General features: G+C 44.1%; 12 protein-coding genes and 1 pseudogene. 1 reads left to right on the top strand and 12 read right to left on the bottom strand.

What is annotated here, in order from left to right:
• Positions 1-136: 136 nt before the first annotated feature.
• The 10 genes and pseudogenes from LI091_RS06950 to LI091_RS06995 form a co-directional block, all read right to left on the bottom strand.
• A complete protein-coding gene (locus LI091_RS06950) occupies positions 137-637 on the bottom strand; it encodes a COG2426 family protein (protein WP_118512600.1) in 501 nt (166 codons plus the stop codon).
• A 16-nt stretch (positions 638-653) separates the two neighbouring features.
• Positions 654-1,712 (bottom strand): histidinol-phosphate transaminase, encoded by a 1,059-nt coding sequence (hisC, locus tag LI091_RS06955; RefSeq protein WP_265190965.1) that lies wholly within the window; start codon positions 1,710-1,712, stop codon positions 654-656.
• A 178-nt stretch (positions 1,713-1,890) separates the two neighbouring features.
• Positions 1,891-3,066 carry an NAD(P)-dependent malic enzyme gene (locus tag LI091_RS06960; protein WP_015526165.1) on the bottom strand — a complete coding sequence of 392 codons (1,176 nt, stop codon included), beginning with the start codon at positions 3,064-3,066 and terminating at the stop codon, positions 1,891-1,893.
• Between the two features lie 56 nt (positions 3,067-3,122).
• The gene (locus tag LI091_RS06965; RefSeq protein WP_022426846.1) at positions 3,123-4,253 is read right to left on the bottom strand and encodes an Ldh family oxidoreductase; all 1,131 of its coding nucleotides are present in this window, start codon (positions 4,251-4,253) and stop codon (positions 3,123-3,125) included.
• Between the two features lie 357 nt (positions 4,254-4,610).
• The gene (locus LI091_RS06970) at positions 4,611-5,345 is read right to left on the bottom strand and encodes a FadR/GntR family transcriptional regulator (protein WP_265190966.1); all 735 of its coding nucleotides are present in this window, start codon (positions 5,343-5,345) and stop codon (positions 4,611-4,613) included.
• 252 nt (positions 5,346-5,597) lie between these two features.
• The gene (locus LI091_RS06975) at positions 5,598-7,199 is read right to left on the bottom strand and encodes an ATP-binding protein (protein WP_059086724.1); all 1,602 of its coding nucleotides are present in this window, start codon (positions 7,197-7,199) and stop codon (positions 5,598-5,600) included.
• A 153-nt stretch (positions 7,200-7,352) separates the two neighbouring features.
• A complete protein-coding gene (locus LI091_RS06980) occupies positions 7,353-9,812 on the bottom strand; it encodes a glycoside hydrolase family 3 protein (protein WP_059086723.1) in 2,460 nt (819 codons plus the stop codon).
• 20 nt (positions 9,813-9,832) lie between these two features.
• Positions 9,833-10,678 (bottom strand): carbohydrate ABC transporter permease, encoded by an 846-nt coding sequence (locus tag LI091_RS06985; RefSeq protein ID WP_044961860.1) that lies wholly within the window; start codon positions 10,676-10,678, stop codon positions 9,833-9,835.
• A complete protein-coding gene (locus tag LI091_RS06990) occupies positions 10,678-11,631 on the bottom strand; it encodes a carbohydrate ABC transporter permease (RefSeq protein ID WP_265190968.1) in 954 nt (317 codons plus the stop codon). The genes LI091_RS06985 and LI091_RS06990 overlap by 1 nt, the downstream gene beginning before the upstream one ends.
• Before the next feature lie 72 nt (positions 11,632-11,703).
• A pseudogene (locus tag LI091_RS06995) lies at positions 11,704-13,071 on the bottom strand (carbohydrate ABC transporter substrate-binding protein).
• A 173-nt stretch (positions 13,072-13,244) separates the two neighbouring features.
• Here LI091_RS06995 and LI091_RS07000 point away from each other — a divergent pair.
• Complete coding sequence (locus LI091_RS07000; RefSeq protein ID WP_021652091.1) at positions 13,245-13,985, top strand: AraC family transcriptional regulator; 741 nt, start codon at positions 13,245-13,247, stop codon at positions 13,983-13,985.
• 137 nt (positions 13,986-14,122) lie between these two features.
• Here the strand turns inward: LI091_RS07000 and LI091_RS07005 are convergent, their stop codons facing one another.
• Together LI091_RS07005 and LI091_RS07010 are read right to left on the bottom strand one after the other, a co-directional pair.
• Entirely contained in the window at positions 14,123-16,822 is a 2,700-nt protein-coding gene (locus LI091_RS07005; RefSeq protein WP_265190969.1) for a GH36-type glycosyl hydrolase domain-containing protein, read from the bottom strand.
• A gap of 96 nt (positions 16,823-16,918) precedes the next feature.
• Positions 16,919-19,333, bottom strand: a complete 2,415-nt coding sequence (locus LI091_RS07010) for a GH36-type glycosyl hydrolase domain-containing protein (protein ID WP_015526176.1) — start codon at positions 19,331-19,333, stop codon at positions 16,919-16,921.

The following is a 19,333-nucleotide window of genomic DNA, read 5'->3' on the forward strand; positions in this document are numbered from 1 at the left end:
AACACATAAAAAATCCCTTACCGATCTCTGATATGTTTCCGGAATACAGAACACATATCATTTTACAGATCCGGTAAGGGATTTCTTTATTTTCAATCCGATCTCGATCAAAAAGACATTCCTTCTCTGCGATCGATCAATGCACTACATTTCCTACAATTCCATAAGAAACAATATACATAATGGCACTTGCCATAAAAAGTCCGCACAGGATCGCAATGGAGGATTTTTTGATATCCACCTCAAGAAGAGAGGCGATCAGTGCACCTGTCCAGGCTCCTGTGCCCGGAAGAGGGATTCCCACAAACAGCAAAAGTCCAAGAAATTCATATCTCTTGATCTGGTCACTCTTTCCCATAGCTCTGTTTTCCAGCTTTGTGATCAGACCTCTGAACGTCTTTGTTTTTTTCATCCATTTAAAGATCTGCCGGATAAAAAGCAGGATAAACGGAATCGGAACAATATTTCCCACGATACAGATCGGCAGTGCCTTCGCAGCCGATATCTTCAGCAAAGAAGCTGCCAGAAGGCCGCCTCGAAGCTCCAGTATCGGGATCATAGAAATGATGAACACAGCTCCCTCGGGAGAAATAAACTGTGCAAGGTGATGTGAAAACCATTGTACCAGTACTTCCATAGTACCTCCTTAATTGTTATTTCTGCAGATATTCCATCAGGAATTCTACCAACTTTTTCATCTCCTCATCGGTACCGATGGTGATACGGAGATGATTGTCGATCCTGTCCTTCGGGAAATATCTTACATAGATATGTTTCTCTCTCAGTGCTGCGAAAAGCTCTTTGGCCGGACAGCTCTCATGTGTGGCAAAGATAAAGTTGGATCTGGAATCCTGAAAGGAAAATCCAAGCTTCCTGAGCTCTGCCTTTGTCCACTCTCTTGTTGTAATGATCTTATGGCAGCATTCCTCAAAATATGCCTTATCCTCCATAGATGCCACACCAGCCGCGATGGTAGTACGATCCATGGTATAGGAGTTAAAGGAATATTTCACATCATTGAGATATTTGATCAGCTCCGGATTTCCGAAGGCATATCCGATACGCATTCCTGCCAGGGATCTGGACTTGGAGAAGGTCTGCACAACAAGCAGATTATCATATTTTTCGATCAGCGGCAGTGCGGATGCTGCTCCGAAATCCACGTACGCCTCATCTACGATCACGATACTCTCCGGATTCTTTGCCACGATCTCCTCGATCTCGGAAAGAGGCATTTCCACGCCGGTCGGTGCATTGGGATTAGGGAATACGATTCCGCCGTTTTCACGGAAATAATCCTCCTTACGGATATGGAACTCCTCATCTAATGCCGGGCGCTCATATGGGATCCTTAAAAGATCTGCCCATACATCATAGAAAGAATAAGTGATGTCCGGGAACAGGATCGGTTTCTCTGAATTAAAAAATGTGAGAAAGCACATAGCCAGTACGTCATCGGAACCAACGCCTGTAAATACCTGCTCATCCTTCAGGCCGTAGAACGCGGCAATACTGTGTACCAGGTCTCCTGCTGTCGGATCCGGATAAAGTCTCAGGGTATCGGCATCAAGGGCCTTCAGCGCCTTCTCCACACCCGGAGCCGGTGAATATGGATTCTCGTTTGTATTCAGTTTGATCATGCCGCTCTCATTTGGCTGCTCGCCAGGAGTATACGGCACTACTTTTCGTATATTAGCTTCCCATGGTTTCATGCTGTGCTTAACCTCCTATCATATTCTTTTGCTATTGTACTCACTGAGAGGACATTTGTCAAAGGGTAATACCACCTGTCTGGAAACAAAAAGACACCCGTACCGGGTTACAGAATACGGGTGTCTGATATATTCTTCTTAATGAAGGGCTGTTTTGGTTCGTATCAGGCGCTTAAGATCAGATACGTGCTACGCCTGTTGCTTTTGCTGCCTCTGCTACTGCTTTTGCGACAGCCGGTCCGACTCTCTTGTCGAATGCCTTCGGAATGATATACTCCGGAGAAAGCTCCTCATCTGTGATCAGATCTGCAAGCGCCTTGGAAGCTGCGATCTTCATCTCATCGTTGATATCACTTGCTCTTACATCAAATGCACCACGGAAGATTCCAGGGAATGCAAGAACGTTGTTGATCTGGTTCGGGAAGTCACTTCTTCCTGTGGAGATAACCTTTGCTCCGCCTGCTTTTGCGTCATCCGGGAAAATCTCCGGTGTCGGGTTTGCGCATGCGAAGATGATGGCATCTTTGTTCATAGTCTTAACCATCTCTGTTGTAACTGCTCCAGGAGCGGAAACACCGATAAATACATCTGCGCCAACCAGCATCTCTGCAAGAGATCCCTGTTTCTTCTGAAGGTTTGTGAGCTTGCTCATCTCTTCCTTAACCGGGTTCATTCCTTCTGTACGTCCCTCATAGATGGCACCCTTTCTATCGCAGAGTGTAACATCCTTGAAGCCTGCTTTCAGAAGAAGTCTGCAGATAGAGATAGCAGCTGCACCTGCACCGTTCATAACGATACGAACATCCTCTTTCTTCTTTCCGACAACCTTCAGAGCGTTTGTCAGACCTGCAAGTGTGATAACTGCAGTTCCGTGCTGATCATCGTGGAAAATCGGAATATCACATTTCTCTTTCAGTTTTTTCTCGATCTCAAAGCATCTCGGAGCGGAGATGTCCTCAAGGTTAACACCACCGAAGGATCCGGAGATCATGTAAATAGTATTTACGATCTCGTCTACATCATGGCTCTTAATGCAAAGCGGGAATGCGTCTACATCGCCGAATGCTTTGAAAAGTACACATTTACCTTCCATTACAGGCATACCGGCTTCCGGTCCGATGTCACCAAGACCAAGAACTGCGGAACCGTCTGTTACAACAAGACACATATTCCATCTTCTTGTAAGCTCGTAGGATTTATTGATATCTTTCTGGATCTCAAGGCAAGGCTGAGCTACACCTGGTGTATATGCAAGAGAAAGGTCGTCTTTATTCTCAACCGGCACTCTTGTAACAACCTCGATCTTACCTTTCCAATCTCCGTGCAGTCTTAATGACTCTTTTGCATAATCCATTTTCTTTTCCTCCTTGGATAATTATGATATATTTCATTTCAAAAGGATTACCTGAATTAATAATTACCATTGAAGAATCTACTGTCCTTCGGAAGCTCATAGCCTTCAAAATAAGCGCCAAAATCAAGCTTCAGATAACTGCAGAGATCAGCAAGTTCTACCATGGTATTGTCGTTGACCGGAATTCCATTCTCTTTTCTGTCTTTTTCAGCAGCTACCTCTTTCTCGCCGTGTGTATAGATCCTTTCCTGACCGTCTGCCTTCGGACTCTCCCGAAGTGCCTCAAGATATTCTGAAAAATGCTTGCGGATCGCATCCGGATCTCCGAATGCCGCCGGGTTGATCGCCATAAATCCATGGCAAATACCGGTCTTATCCGGGAATGTACAGCATTTGTCGGAGGTAACGCCCATGGAAAGAATAGAGCTGAACAGCTCACAGAGCATTCCATAGCCATATCCCTTATGGCTTCCGCTGACTTCCTCGTTTCCACCAAGAGGCATGATTCCGCCGCCCTTCTTGGCTACGATGTTTGCAAGTACATCCGGTGCATTATTGCTGGCATGACCGTTTTTGTCAAGTGCCCAGCCATCCGGAAGAGGCTTGCCCATCTTATTATACATTTCCAGTTTACCTCTGGTTACAACTGTTGTGGAACAGTCAAAGAAAAACGGATACGGGTCTGCAGGCATAGCGACTGCGATCGGGTTGGAGCCCAGCATAGCCTTTCTTCCAAAAGTCGGTACCATGATCGCCTCGGAGTTGGTACATGCCATTCCAAGAAGGCCTTCATGGCAGGCCATATTCGCATAATATCCTGCAATACCGAAATGGTTGGAATTTCGTACACTTACGATTCCCACACCAGTTGTCTTTGCCTTCTCAATTGCCTTTTCCATGGCAAAATGGCTGATCAGCTGGCCCATTCCGTTATGTCCGTCTATCACGGCAGAAATCGGTGTTTCAAAAACAACTTCCGGTTTCGCCTGGGGATGAATAGTCCCCTTCTCGATTCCTTTATGGTAACGAACCATCCTCTGCATTCCGTGGCTCTCGATCCCATACAGATCAGCAGTCAAAAGAACATCTTTAATGATGCTTCCTTCTTCCTCAGAAAAGCCAAACGCTTTGAAAACGTCTCCGCAGAAATGGTTCAGTGTGTCATAACTCCATTTTACATATCCCATAATCGCAAGTCCTTTCTCCTGATATTTCCGGCAGGTTACCGCCCACGCTGTGGCCTGCTGCATACTTTATATAATACTGCAGGGATACAGTAACCTTCATCCTGTGCTGTCTCGTCTTACGCTGTCCTACCTAACGCTGCTTCAACTTATGCTGTCTCATCTCATGCTGTCTCAACTTATGCTGTCTCGTCTTACGCTGTCTCGTCATGAAGCCTTCAGGATGCTGCCATAATATCAAACTTTTTGGTATTACCAATACAGCCCCTATTATAGCACTCGGTCTTACCAAAATCAATAGTGGTCTTACCAAACCAACGGGATTTTTACTGAAATTTTATTTAATTTTTGTCAGGTGGATCAGCGATGAAATACAAGGCTGTTCTCACCCTGCTGCTGTGCGATCTCCATTATATATTTCTCAATGGTTTCCATATGTTCGCGCATCAGCTTCTCCGCCTGGTTCCGGTCTCCGGAAATAATGGCTTCCACCAGTCTTCTGTGCTGGTCATCCACCTCAAGAGCGGAATTATGTTTCTGCATAATATAAGCTCGGGTACCGGAAATAATCTCCTCTGTCAGCTGCGCTGCCGCATCCAGAACATTATAGATCATAGGATTCCCTGCGATCCTGCCAATCTTCGTATGAAGCTTCTTATCAAGACCTGCACGGGCTTTCTCGTCCTCTGAGCTCTCCAGCTGTGCCAGGATGGAACGCAGATCTAATGCATCCTTCTCCGTACAATTCCCGGCTGCAAGAAGCGCAGCCTCCTGCTCCAGCGCAGAACGAAGTTCCTGTACCTGCTGTACATGGCTGTTATTCAGCTGAAAAAGAAGGGCCAGTGGTGCAGAAAGCCACTGATCCATATTCTCGGTAATATAGTTGGCCCCGCCGCGGACCGTTGTGACAATTCCCATCAGCTCCAGTGCCCGCAGGACTTCACGGACAGCAGGTCTGGAAACTCCCAGTGATTCTGCCATAACACGTTCCGCAGGTAAAGTGTCCCCCGGCTTCAGTTCTCCCCGCCGGATATTTTCTATGATCTGCGCTAATATTCCGTCAAATGCTCGTTCTTCTGTAATCTTTGTAAACATGTCGTCCGTTTCGGCCGCCTTCCTTTATTATTGTGTTGCCTTCCTTTACATAAAAATCCCGGAATATAGACAAGTGGATATTTACCATTCTCAGTCATCATGCAGTTCTGCAACAGCTGATCGCTCTGCAGCCATTCAGCCAGTCTGTGCATTTTGACTATTTGCCCTCTCTATTTTCCGGACTTTTATAGTAAATATTATACGATAATTCCCCAATTTAATCAATAGTAAATAATAAATTGGTAAGACATATTATTTTATTCCATTATTGAGAATGTTTTCCACTTCCTCCATCTGGCCCAGAAGCATTTTCTGGCGGTCGTCAAAAAGAAGACCTTTATTATGCCTGTAATACTGGTCAGAACCGTTCTCCCGAATGAACCAGAGACTATAATAGTTGGCATTCAGTTCTGTGATAAATGCCACCATTTCCTGGCTGTCCCCAAAAGCAGCTTCCATGAAGTCGAAGACGTTCTGAAGAGTAAGAGATATTTCATCGGTTCGATTTTCGTAGGCTTCGGTTTCGGATTCAAAGAGGGCTTTCACAAACTCATAGTTCCGGTTTGATGATGGAACTTCCGATTCTGCTGCGGCACTTCCGCCTCCTGCCAGCTCTGAACCTGATCCGGTTTTATCTGATCCGGTTGATTCCGATCCAATTGATCCCGAGGTTGATTTCAATCCGGACGCATTTTCAAAAAATGACACAACACGTTTCTGTATACGCTCCTGCTGTTTTGTAAGAAGCTCACTCTTTTTGTCCTTTTCAAGATCCGCCTCTGCTTTTTCCATGAGATTTTTTGCTGTGAGGCTGTCCTGATTTTCTCTGAAGTACACCATATAATCATACAGTTTCGTGAGGTAGGCATCGGTAAGATAGCATTCTGTAAAAAGCTCGCTGAGCTTTCCGTTGAGAAGGCTTACAATGCTCAAATGCTCGTCCAGAGAGGCTGTGCGGATCTTACCCAGAGTAATGGGATCCCACTTTCCTTTCAGGATGTCCTCCACTTTATAGTCCGTTCTGTACTTATAATAAAGAGCCAGATAGCCTGCAAAATCCTTCGCGATCATCCTGTGCTGAATGTACTGACTGACCACCTCACGGTCTACGGTTTTTCCAAGGATCTCATAAACCTGGATCAGACGGGAAAGATCCTCCCAGCCTCTGGCTGTGGCAAAGATTTTTCCGTCTACGGTATTCTCCACCCTGTAGAAATTTTTTCTGCGAAGCTCCAGATAGGAGATCACCGCCGGATGAATTCCCTGCTGATAGGCGTATTCCTTCCATACATCAAAGTCTGCCTCCACATCGATCTTCTTGATACGGTCCAGAGTGACCACATCGAATTCCCGGACGGATTTGTTATATTCTGGCGGGTTGCCTGCTGTGACGATCACCCAGCCTTCCGGCACCTTCTGGTTTCCGAAGGTTTTTCCCTGAAGGAACTGCAGCATCATCGGCGCTAGTGTTTCAGATACGCAGTTGATCTCATCAATGAACAGGATGCCTTCTTTCAGACCTGTTTTTTCCATTTTGTCGTAAACGGACGAAATGATCTCACTCATGGTATATTCCGTGACAGAAAATTCTTCCTCACCATAATTCTTTTTTACAATAAAAGGAAGTCCCACAGCACTCTGCCTGGTGTGGTGGGTAATGGTATAGGAAACAAGAGCAATCCCGCATTCCCTTGCTATCTGTTCCATAATCTGTGTCTTTCCGATTCCCGGAGGGCCCATAAGAAGGATCGGTCTCTGTCGGATCGCCGGGATCCGGTACTCACCGAATTCGTCCTTTGAAAGATATGCTTCTATGGAATCTCTGATCTCCTGCTTTGCTCGTTTTATATTCATGGTATTCTCCTTTTCACGGCATATAAAAAACTGCCTGCAGGATCCTCCGCCTAAAACGGGTTGCCTTGCGCGACATCTGCAAAAAATATGCCTGAATCCAATGATAAATCGAAAATTGAATTCAGGCAAGTTTTTCACTACTATATATTTTTTTTATTCTGCTGTCAGTGTGTGTATCAGGTTCAGAATACGTCCCGCACACATTCTGACAACTTCTTCCGAAAGCTTTCCGTCTTCAAAAGCTTTTCGGATATTTTCTGCGTCGGCTGCATTACCAGGCATGATAATATCATTTCCTGCTGTCACGCATTTCCACGGAATACTTCCATCTTCCGGAACCGTTGTATTCCAGTCTGACATGATCACACCGTCAAATCCCCATTCTTTTCGGGCAATGGCTGTACAGAGATCAACACTGTTTGCAGCATGGACACCATTCAGTAAATTATAGGAAGACATGATTGCCACCGGTCTGCTTTCTTTAACTGCAATCTCAAAACCACGCAGGTAAATTTCCCTCAGGGCACGTTCTGATACCTGTGCATCTACGCCCATACGATTATCTTCCTGATTGTTGCAGGCAAAATGCTTAACGGTAACACCGCAGCCAGGTCTGCTCTGCACTCCTTTTGTCATGGCTGCTGCCATGATTCCGGAAAGCAGCGGATCTTCGGAATAATACTCAAAATTTCTGCCGCACAGAGGGTTTCTCTGAATATTTAGACCAGGTGCTAGCCAGAGATCTATGTGGAATTCTTCCATTTCTTCTGCCACTGCTATTCCAACTTTTTCCACAAGGGCAGTATCCCAGGTCTGAGCCAGTGCAGTTCCAACCGGAAATGCCGTACAGAACTGATAATATCTGTCTGCGTTTTCGTGAGTCTCATCTGTTCTCAGGTATCCGTTTTCCAGAGATCCAAGGACACCGATTCCATATACTGTGTCTGTTTCTCTGTCTACTTCATAATTCTGCTGAAGTCTCAGTCCTGCCGGCCCATCGGCCATGATCAGTGGGGAAACACCATATTGCTCATAAAGAGCAGCCGTGGTCTCACCGGCAGAACCAGGAACACGGATTCCTGCCGCCCCCAGATTACTGGAGATTCCAGCAATATTTCCATAAAACAGCGGGAGCAGATCCTTTGCAGGAATCTTATTTTCCGGTTGGCAGGTGCATTCTGTTCTCTTCTCTGGTTCAGGATAATAGATATATCTTCCAATCTTCTCATTCTCTGCCTTCTCTTTCCATTTCAGAGTTCTGGCAGAAAGATTCTGGCGGTCATAAACTTCTTCAGTAATATCAGTCTGATTCTCAAGGATATTCGTTTTATCCAGGATCACACTCTCCGGCACTTCAAGCATTGCAGCCAGCGTAAGCGATGCAATGCTGTTTCCGACCCAGACAGCATAATAACCTTTTTCAGCAATCCAGGCATGCTGCTCTTCGGAAAAATATGCCAGTGTCTTTCTGTCGATCCCGATTTTCAGCAGTTCTTTTTCCCCCGGCTTCAGAAGTTTTGTTTTTGCAAAGCCAGCCAGCCGACGGTATTCCTTCCCTGATTCATCCTGTGGAAGAGACACATAGACCTGCACGACCTCTTTTCCCGAAAAAGTTTCTCCTGTATTCGTTACCTCTGCTTCAACTTCAACGCCATCCCCTGATGTTTTCATCCCATGGAAGCGTATCTGCATTTCTGTGTAAGAAAGTCCATATCCAAACGGAAACAGCGGTTTTACACCAAAAGTATCAAAATAACGATATCCTGTATAAATTCCTTCCTTGTACTCTTCTCTTTCAAGCTTGCCATTAAGATAGCTGTATTCCTCTGCACACGGATAATCCTCATACCTTCTGGCCCATGTTGCAGTCAGCTTGCCGCCTGGAGTTACCTTTCCCAGAAGGACATTGGCGAGGGCAAGTCCGCCTCTTTGTCCAAGCTGGGAAATATTCAGGACAGCACAGATATTTTCTGTTTCTTCCAGAATATCTGTCAGTTCTACCGGACCGCCGGAATTCAGGATAAGTACTATAGGAATCTTCTGTGCATCAAGGAACCGGATATCCTCCTGCTCCCGTCTGCTCAGATAATAATCTCCCTCGACCCTGCGCCTATCCTTTCCCTCACCGGAAATCCTGCTTACCACATAGATTGCTGTCTGGGCATCGACAGTATCTTCTGCTGTGACTGCACGGCCTTCCGGCATTGCAAAGGGATTTTCCGCATAGGCATCAAAAGGATTTTCCACAAACTTTGCTTCTTCCAGTATTTTTTCTTTCCATGCCCTGCGTGCTTCTGCGTATATTGACTCATAATTGGCCAGCCATTTCTCGCTTACGATCTGAATACCGTTTTCTTTCAATCCCTGATAAATAGAAATGTTACTTCTGTTATTCACATCACCGGAACCTGTTCCGCCTTTCACTGTCTTTCCCGCACCGGCGCCGTATAAACCTATTTTCGTGGAAATATTCAGAGGGAGTGTTTTTTTATCATTTTTCAGCAGTACAATACCCTCCTCTGCTACTTTTTCCGAAAGAAGACCGTTTCGTATTTCACGGTCTGACATGCTGTGTTTCTTTGTTCCGCTGTGTTTCCATTTCTTAACTGTCATATCTTACCTGCTACCTTTTGTTATTCTTTTACGCCTCCAAGTGTCACTCCTGCGATGATAAACTTGGAAAGAAGGAGATATACGATAATGATCGGCACAATGGCAACTGTGATCATCATGTAAATCTTACCCATATCAAAATTCATATAATCTGCTCCACGAAGTGTTGCAATCAGGATTGGAACAGTCATCTTGCTTTTAGACTGGATAACCAGAGCAGGAACGAAATAATTGTTCCAGGAGCCTACAAATGTAAAAATCGCCTGTACAGCGATTGCCGGCTTCATGATTGGCAGGACAATACTGTTGAAAGTACGGAATTCTCCGGAGCCGTCAATTCTGGCTGCTTCTACCAGCGACATCGGCAGTGAGGACTGCAGATAGCTGTACATAAAATAGAATACGGCCGGTGACGCAACAGACGGAATGATCAACGGAAGCAGGGAATCATATAATCCCATCTTTGTGATCAGACGAAGGAAGCCCATTGCAGTTACCTGTGTCGGCATGACGAGGATCGCCATGATAAATGTAAACGCTACATTCCTTGCCTTGAAATCATAGGCATAAAGACCATATGCTGTCAGTGAGGAAAAATATGTACATAATACTGCACTGCATCCGGACACGATAATACTGTTAAGAATTCCCCTGAACATCGGAAAGCTTCCGTCATTTGCAACATTCATCAGGTTTTTCCAGAAATATTTTCCAGGAAGAGCAGAAAATCCCTTCTGAAGCTCTGCATGAGAATGAGACGCATTCACGATCAGTACATAAAAGAAAAAGAGACACATAAAGGAAAGAATAATAAGTACCACATGTGCCACGATACTTCTGATCCTGCTGGCTGTCTTATCTTTCATCATTTTGTTTTTCTCCTTTCTGCTCTTGCTCTCTTTTTCGCTGCTTTCTTAGATCCGTCCGGATCATTGTCGTTAGTCATACGATATACAAAGAAGCAGAGGATTGCACTGATAATAAACAGGTATACAGACAATGCTCCGGCCATACCATAATTCTTGCTCTTCAGATGGCTGTTCAGGAACATAATCAGTGTCATGGATGTTCTGTCCGGATTACCCTGTCCGTTTGTGAGGATCTGCGGTACATCAAACATCTGAAGGCCACCGATGATGGAAGTGATCAGAGTATAGGAAAGAATCGGACGAATCAGTGGAAGCGTAATATAGAAGAAACGCTGAATGCTGTTGCATCCGTCCAGATCCGATGCTTCAAAAACATCCATACTGATTCCCATTACTGCTGCCATCAGCATGATGGTCGTGTTTCCGAACCACATCAGGAAATTCATGAAACCTACCAATGATCTTGTTCCCAGAACAGAGCCCAGAAAATCAATCGGTTCCTTTATCCAGCCCAGTGAACACAAAATGGAGTTTACAGGTCCGTTTGTGGAAAACATGGTAAAAAACAGAAGTGCAAATGCTGATGCCATGATCAGGTTCGGCAGATAAACTACAACCTTAAAAAACTGCTTGCCATGAAGCTTCAGCCTGGCATCAGTAAACCAGCATGCAAGCACCAGTGCAACAACGATCTGCGGAACAAATCCGATCACCCAAAGGATCAGTGTATTCAGTCCGTATTTCAGCATGTCAGAATGCAGAAGACTGACATAATTGGCAAGTCCTATAAAATTAGGACCAATCTGCTTGATTCCAGAACGGAAATATTCAAAAAAGCTGTATCTCACTGTATCAAACAGCGGAATCAGCGAAAAGATAAAATAGATCACAAAAAACGGAAGAATAAATATGTATCCCCATTTTCCGTAATTAACGCTCTTTTTCTTCATAATGCTCTTCCTTTCCAGCAAACTGCAGGATCCAAAGATCCTGCAGCATCAACAATTATCCTCATGTGGTATTTATTCCGGCCACTGGATCTCTGTGATCTCCGGATAACGCTCCTGAATAGCTGTCTCAAAGTTGGCTTTTGCTTTGTCAAAGTCTACTTTACCCTAGAAGTAATCACTGAAAGCGTTCTGGATCAGCTCTACACAACCCTGGTCATATGCGGAAAGCGGTGCGATCTTGATATTCTCTGCAACCGGTGCAAAATACTCAAACGGGTTCTGTCCACCAAGGAAATCAGATGCGAAATCTGCATTTGTAGCTGCATCTTTCATACCGGATTTTGTATTTGTAAAATCAGAGTATTCTTTGGAAATCTTAAGAAGATTATCCTGATTTCCCGTCATTGCCAGGATAATATCTTTGACATGTTCCGGATTATCTGTTCCTGTTGCAGCCTGAATGTAAGAGCCACCCCAGTTGTATTCCTGCGGAGGATTTGTAACAGCCCAGTCACCTTCTGCTCCATCCCAGTTTGGTTTCAGAGTAAAGTCGATACCCCATGCCGGGAAGAGGAATGCGAATACCTTGGACTCAGAACTCATTGCCTTGTTCCAGTCATCGTTCCACTGACCTTTTACAGTTTTGTTAAGATAACCTGCATCCAGCCACTCTTTGGAATCTTTTACCCAGTCCATGATCTTTGAATCTACTTTGATCACAGAATCACCGGACTCTACCCACGGATTCTCAATGCTGTTTCCATATAAACGAAAAGTGTCTGCATAAGAAGCAAATGTATAATATCCTTTTTCTTTCAGCTGAGCTGCTGTTTCTTTAGCTGTATCCCAGTCTTTCATCTTCTCGCCAACTTCTTTCGGGTCATCAGTACCGAAAACATCTTTCGCAATGTCACGACGATATACAAGGACACCCGGGCAGCACTGCCATGTGGCGCCTCTCTGTACTCCATCCGCATCAGAAGCTGTTGTTTTCGTGAAATCATACTGATCTGCAAGATCCTTGTCCGGATCAATGCCAAGATCAGTAAGAGGCATTGCAACATCTGCATCTTTGTCTGTATATTTGAACACATAATCTGTCTCAGAAAGGAACATGTCTACCTTATCATCTGCACTTGCATCAGCCTGGTTGAGAAGTGCCTCATCCAGTTTCTGCTGATATACGCCATCCTGGTTCGGATTTACGATCCAGTGGATCTCTGTACCATCTTTCAGTTTTGTAACTGTACCATCTTTGGAAGTGGACTCTACTTCCGGATAAATAGCTTCCAGTCTCTGACGGAACTCATCATTCCAGGAATAAATATTGATCACTTTTCCCTCATCCGATCCTTTTGCAGATACACAGCTTACATTTGCTGCCATCATTCCACAAACCATTGCTGCTGCAAGGATCATAGATACCGCTCTTTTTTTCATAGTATAAATCCTCCTTTTTCTGTAGCATCCCCGATGCTTTACCTTTGATGATGAAAATATACCATTTTTTTATCTGCGATTATATTATTAATCTTAACAAAATGTCAGATTCATGTCATAATATAAAAAAACAACACATTCCTTAAACATCAACATATAAGGAGGATATCAATATGTCCATTTCCCAAGACTGGATTACTAATGAGCTGAAAGATACAGAACCGGAAGCTCTTCATCGCTCTCCCTCTGTGGAATATTCTTTTTACAATGCCGTAAGAGCCGGTGATATGGAAGCTGTAAACAAAAACTGCGAGGAAGACTCTTTTCTTCATCTGAAGGGAACCGGTATCCTCTCCAAAAATCCTCTGACCAACCTGAAGTATCATTTCGTTGTCACTACTGCCATGCTCACCCGTTACTGTATTGACGGTGGACTGGAGCCTGAACAGGCATATCGTCTCAGCGATTTTTACATTCTGAAAATGGATTCCTGCACCACTGTACGCCAGATTGCAGATCTGCATCATATTATGGCCAGAGATTTTACCGGAAAAATGATCCTCCAGAAAAAAAGCTCTATTCTTTCCAGACCGGTCATGCAATGCGTGGACTATATTTACGGTCACATTAAGGAGCGTATCACCATTCAGGATCTGTCAGAACATACCGGGCTTTCTCCCAGTTATCTGTCCAGAGTATTCAAACAGAATCTTGGAGTATCCATAAGTGATTACATCCGCGAGAAAAAAATCGAAAAAGCCACTCACCTGCTCCGATACTCTGATAAAGCAGTAGTTGATATCGCCAATTATCTGAATTTCTCTTCACAGAGTCATTTTATCCAGATCTTTGAAAACTTCACCGGCCTTACCCCAAAGAAGTACCGTGACAAATATTACAAATCAATGTGGTAAACCTCTTTATTATTATGGCTGATATTTTTTATCAGCACCAAAAACGACATCCCGCAGCTTTTTACAACTGTGGGATGCCGTTTTCCTATTGATACTTCTGTTTCTGTAATTTAACAATTATGTATAACCGATTTCGGTTACATCAGTTCCACTTTGATCCTGTGTGTTTCTTTTACAGAAAGCTTTTCGAGCAGTTCCCGATCTATACGTACACAGGTACTCTGTTTGTTTTTCATTTCCTTTTCATCGCACCATACTGTTTTTATTTTATATTCTGAAGGAAGTTTTTTCTCCAGATTGCAGATACAGATCTCCAGCTTTCTTCCGGCAAATTCCATAGTAAGAGATGCCTGTCCATTCTCATTATACTGCTCCGGCATCAGTGCCGGCGCGATCACCAGATCTCCAAGATCTCCTCTGACGCCAAATACCTCTGTGATCATAGTCAGCATATACCAGCTTGCAGCACCGGTAAGATATGCATACAATCCTCTTCCCTGATTATCAAAATATTCCGGAATTCCAGGATACATCCTGCTGTTCTCAAAATCCATGGCAGCGTCCAGAAGCGTTTCCAGAACCTTATGTCCTTCTTTTGCATAGCCGTTTTTATACAGTGCATTGCCATACATAACAGCCATATGGGAAAATACCGCTCCGTTTTCCTTTTCTCCATAAGCAAACCCGAACATTCTTCCCAGATCAAATTTTTCTTCATGGAAATTGGTATTCAGGCGATATCCTCCTGCCTGACGGTCAAAAAGATATTTATCCGCACTTTTACAGATAGACTCAATCTGATCTTTCTGTGCGGTTTTACTCATGATCGCAAATACCTGACTGGTAAGCATCATACGTACCTGGCTGTTTTCTGCCCTTTCCACAGGACGTTTATGATCATCATAATATCCGTTGAACCAGCCGTTTTCTCCGTCTTTTACCCATTCTCTTCTGCGGATGTTTTCCATCATCCAATCTGCCTTTTCATCCAGATTCCGGCTAAGCTGGTCCAGACGGATCACAATAGTATTTCCGCTGATATCATGTGCACATTTTTCTGTGTACTGTCTCAGAAGCTGCTGTTTTTTCTCCGGGCTTTCATAAAGCTCACGGTCTCCGGTAAACAGGATTTCCATTTCTTCCGCAACTTCAATCCTGTCAAACATTTCCTTTTCCTGAAGTTTTCTCAGATATTCTGCGATGTTCTTCATATTTCCAGCATATGCACAGGTAAATGCCACACTCTCACCATTTTCCCATGCCATATCCATGGCATCGTTCCAGTCTGCCCCGTGAAGTTTCATCTCGTTGTGCTCTCCTACATCATAAAAAGCACAGAGATTTTCCAGCAAAATGTGTTCCAGAACCGTTCCGTAATAAATCTCACCGGATTCTGTTTTCTGATTTTCTCCATAGGCACTGCTCCATTTTTCATCATGCGCAGTTCCTCTTTTTGTCTGAAGATCCTTGAAATATGGAATCTTCTCAAAAAGAACATTCATATCCCCGGTCTGATCCATATAAAGCTGCGTTGTCACAAATGGCCAGAAAGCATGATCCATCCACACGCGGGCAATGTTGTTACGGTCTGCGATAAACTCACCCTGTCTGTTTCCGATGATCGTGGCATTGGTTCCATCGATGCGTACTCCACCGTAATTATCGACGATCATCTGACGTACAACAGAAGGCTCCATGATCAGAAGTGCCAGACAGTCCTGCCAGAGATCACGCCAGCCTCTTCCACCTTTTCCATAATCATGATACGGGAGGAATGAACAACCGTAAATTCTTCTTAATATCGGCTGGAAACAGATCCATTTCAGATAATTATCTCTGTCCTCATCACCTGTCTCAAAAGAAACATTCACTTTTTCTGTCCAGTGTTTTTTTACATGTTCAAATTCTCTTGCAACCTGTTTTTCAGTTCTGTAAAACCGTGCAGTCTCCTCCGGCAGCTGATTTTTTTCAGATATTCCCGCTGTCACAACATATACAGCTGTTTCATGTGGTCTCAGAACCCTGGATGCAAAACGAATACCACCGACAGCTTCCTTTCCTTCAATTTCTGTTCCTGCCGGAACACCTTTTTTCTCTTCTCTGACCACCTCCGGAATCAGGAAAGAACCGCCTTCTCCGATAAACATTTCCACATCAGGATAAAAGCTTTCCGGTTCCGTTCCCTCGCCTTCAGATCCATATACAAAATATGCAGTATTATTCTTCTGATGACCTCTTTCATCAAAAGAAAGCACCGGTTTTACTTCAACACCGTACTCCGTTGTTCTTATCCTGTGCAAAAGGGAAGTCACATGCCTGTGATCTCTGAGATTGTCTGCACTTCTTCCATATACAGGTATTACAGCAACCGGTGTGATCTCCTGTTCTTCCTCTTCAATATTGGTAATCTTTACAAGATGGACCTCCGCATCACCTTTCACTGTCACAAAAGACAAAATCTCTGACTGAAGTCCGTATTTCTCAGAAGTTCTGTGCAGCTTCTGCCACATAAATCCGGCTTCCAGGCTGCTTTTATCCTGTTTATCAGTATATTTCTGAAATTCCTGTTCTGCCGAAACTCCGCATGCTGACCAGTAACCTTTTCCTTTTATCTTGCACCAGAAATTTCTGGTGTTTCGATTATTATGAAGATTCTCAATGCTTACCGGTTCCAGCAGAAAATGATTCTGATCCAGTTTGCTGTCTCCTCCCAGAGAAGGGGTGATCGCGGATTTCAATCCGTTTTCTCCGGCCAGAGGTATATATAAACCGCTGTAATTCTCCGGATTTTCTATGGAAAAGCTTCCATTTTTATCCTGAAATTTTATATATTTCATTCTGTGATCTCCTTCCTGCCAAAATAAAACGGTATTTATATTCCATTTTACTTTGTATTCATAAATGTGATCTCCTCGCAATTTATATCCATTATGTCATGACATATAGAATTCAATTTCTGTCTCACCGGTAAGTTTCTCCTGCGGAATATAATTACCCGGAAGTTCTTCTCCATTTACATAGAGTTTTTTACATCCGGCTTCCACATGTCCCGGATTCTTCACAGTGATATGGAGATGACATCCACGGAAATCCTTGCTTATCTCAAACTTCTCCCATTCTTTTGGAATCGATGGTGCTATACGTAAGCCATAGAAATCCGGACGCATGCCAAGAATTCCTTCTACACATCCTACCATCACAGTAGATGCTGTTCCTGTCAGCCAGTGCACATGAGATCGTCCGAAATTCGGGCTTGCTTTTCCTTCTGTAAACTGTCCATAGCAGTATGGCTCCAGCTGTCTGATCTCAGCCCTGTCATTCTGCGCTGCCGGAGCATTCTCCAGGAAATAATTAAATGCACGCTCACCATGTCCGCAAAGTGCTTCTGCCAGAATGAGCCATCCCTGTGACTGTGAAAAGATTCCCGCATTTTCCTTTGTTCCTGCATTGTAGATAACCGCAAGTGCTCCGTCGAAAGCATTTGCATGATATGGAGGATCCATAAGGATTGCACCGTATTCTGTATTCAATCTTTCATAAACCATTTGAAGAGCCAGATCTGCCTGCCGCTCTGTTGCAAGGCCGCTGATCACAGCCCAGCTCTGTGGATTCAGCCACATGTTTGCCTCCGGGTCAGTTCTCTTTCCGATAACCTCTCCCCGCTCCGTAAACCCACGGATAAAACGATCTTCATTCCAACAGAGTTCCTGGATCAATTTTCCAAGCTGCTCTTGTTTTTCTTCCAGGTATTTTATATATTTTTCATCTTTTTTGTATTTTGCAAACTCTTTCAGGATAGTCATTGCATAATAGAACTGTAATGCAACGAAAGTAGATTCCCCATCCTTTCCAAGTCTCAGACAATCATTCCAGTCTGCATAAAGTCCGGCCGGCATTCCATGTCTGCCAAGATGGTTCATGGAGAAGTCAATAGCTCTTTTCAGATGCTCGTATACAGTTCCTTCATCCTTGTTTGCAAACGGGATCACTTCATCGATGAATGCAAAATTTCCTGTCTCTGAAATATATTTGTATACAGTAGGGAACAGCCAGAGTGCATCATCTGCGCGGTATGCCGGATGACCGGTTTCCTGTACATAGGATGCATCATCCGGTGTATCCTCATGTCCCGGATTATGTGTGAATTTCACAAGTGGAAGACCGCCGCCGTTATCTACCTGTGCTGACAACATGAAACGGATCTTATCCAGTGCCATTTGGGGTGCAAGATGGATCACACCCTGGATATCCTGTACAGTATCACGGTATCCATATCCGTTACGAAGTCCGCAATAAGTAAAAGATGCTGCACGTGACCAGATAAATGTCATAAAACAGTTATATGCGTTCCATGTATTGATCATGGTATCGAATTCCGGACTTGGTGTTCTGATCTGAAAATGTGCAAGCTGTCCGTGCCAGTAACTGATCAGTTCTTCAAGCTCCACCGCGCATGTTTTTTCACAGTCTGCATAATGTGCTATAATCTCCGCTGCTTCATTATCCTCCTTCATTCCTGCCAGAAAAGCCATTTCCCGACTTTCTCCCGGTTCCAGAGTAATTACAGCTGAAAGAGCTCCACAGCTGTTTTCATTATAATTTCCCTCATTACATAATACACCAGCTTCAACCCCTGCTGGATTGTTGTATCCGTGATATCTTCCAAGGAATTTTTCCCTGTCACCACACCAGGAAGAAACCTTCTCTCCAGCCAGGCCGAAAAATCGGTTGAACACGTTCTTGTTATCAACCTCTTCCCCATCCTTAAGGCCGTCCAGATTCGCATGGATCATCTGACGTACACGATCTCCACAGAATACTGTTCTTGTAATATACTGGGAATACTGCAGATTCACCTGATCCTGTTCATAATTGCTGTTATTTGTAAACTCTGCATATCCAGTCACACTGATCTCACGTTTTCTGTCTGAGCAGTTGGTAACTTTCAGATTCCATACCTCGTAGGACTGCCCAAGCGGTACATAGTATCTCACCTCTGAATGTATCTCGCTGTAATCTGCCATCATTTTAGTATAGGCTGTGCCATGATGACATTCACTTTTATACTCACTGAGATCTTTGCCAACCGGCTGCCAGGATGCTGACCAATAATCTTTTGTGTCATTATCCCTGAGATAAATATATCTTCCCGGCTGATCAAACTGATTAAAAATATATCTCAGGATTCTGCCGTTCGCCCCGGATTTTGCAAAGCTGTATCCCCCTGCATTATTGGAAACGATTGCTCCGTATTCCGGCGATCCCAAATAATTCACCCACGGAGCAGGTGTGTCCGGCCTGGTAATCACATATTCCTTTTTTTCTTCATCAAAATACCCATATCTCAT

Source organism: Blautia sp. MSK20_18, from assembly GCF_020553125.1.
Classification (GTDB): Bacteria; Bacillota; Clostridia; order Lachnospirales; family Lachnospiraceae; genus Blautia_A; species Blautia_A fusiformis.

Excerpts from the sequence above, each read along its gene's own strand:
- LI091_RS06950 (WP_118512600.1), bottom strand. The coding sequence starts at position 637 with ATGGAAGTACTGGTACAATGGTTTTCACATCACCTTGCACAGTTTATT.
- hisC (WP_265190965.1), bottom strand. The coding sequence starts at position 1,712 with ATGAAACCATGGGAAGCTAATATACGAAAAGTAGTGCCGTATACTCCT.
- LI091_RS06960 (WP_015526165.1), bottom strand. The coding sequence starts at position 3,066 with ATGGATTATGCAAAAGAGTCATTAAGACTGCACGGAGATTGGAAAGGT.
- LI091_RS06965 (WP_022426846.1), bottom strand. The coding sequence starts at position 4,253 with ATGGGATATGTAAAATGGAGTTATGACACACTGAACCATTTCTGCGGA.
- LI091_RS06970 (WP_265190966.1), bottom strand. The coding sequence starts at position 5,345 with ATGTTTACAAAGATTACAGAAGAACGAGCATTTGACGGAATATTAGCG.
- LI091_RS06975 (WP_059086724.1), bottom strand. The coding sequence starts at position 7,199 with ATGAATATAAAACGAGCAAAGCAGGAGATCAGAGATTCCATAGAAGCA.
- LI091_RS06980 (WP_059086723.1), bottom strand. The coding sequence starts at position 9,812 with ATGACAGTTAAGAAATGGAAACACAGCGGAACAAAGAAACACAGCATG.
- LI091_RS06985 (WP_044961860.1), bottom strand. The coding sequence starts at position 10,678 with ATGAAAGATAAGACAGCCAGCAGGATCAGAAGTATCGTGGCACATGTG.
- LI091_RS06990 (WP_265190968.1), bottom strand. The coding sequence starts at position 11,631 with ATGAAGAAAAAGAGCGTTAATTACGGAAAATGGGGATACATATTTATT.
- LI091_RS07000 (WP_021652091.1), top strand. The coding sequence starts at position 13,245 with ATGTCCATTTCCCAAGACTGGATTACTAATGAGCTGAAAGATACAGAA.
- LI091_RS07005 (WP_265190969.1), bottom strand. The coding sequence starts at position 16,822 with ATGAAATATATAAAATTTCAGGATAAAAATGGAAGCTTTTCCATAGAA.
- LI091_RS07010 (WP_015526176.1), bottom strand. The coding sequence starts at position 19,333 with ATGAGATATGGGTATTTTGATGAAGAAAAAAAGGAATATGTGATTACC.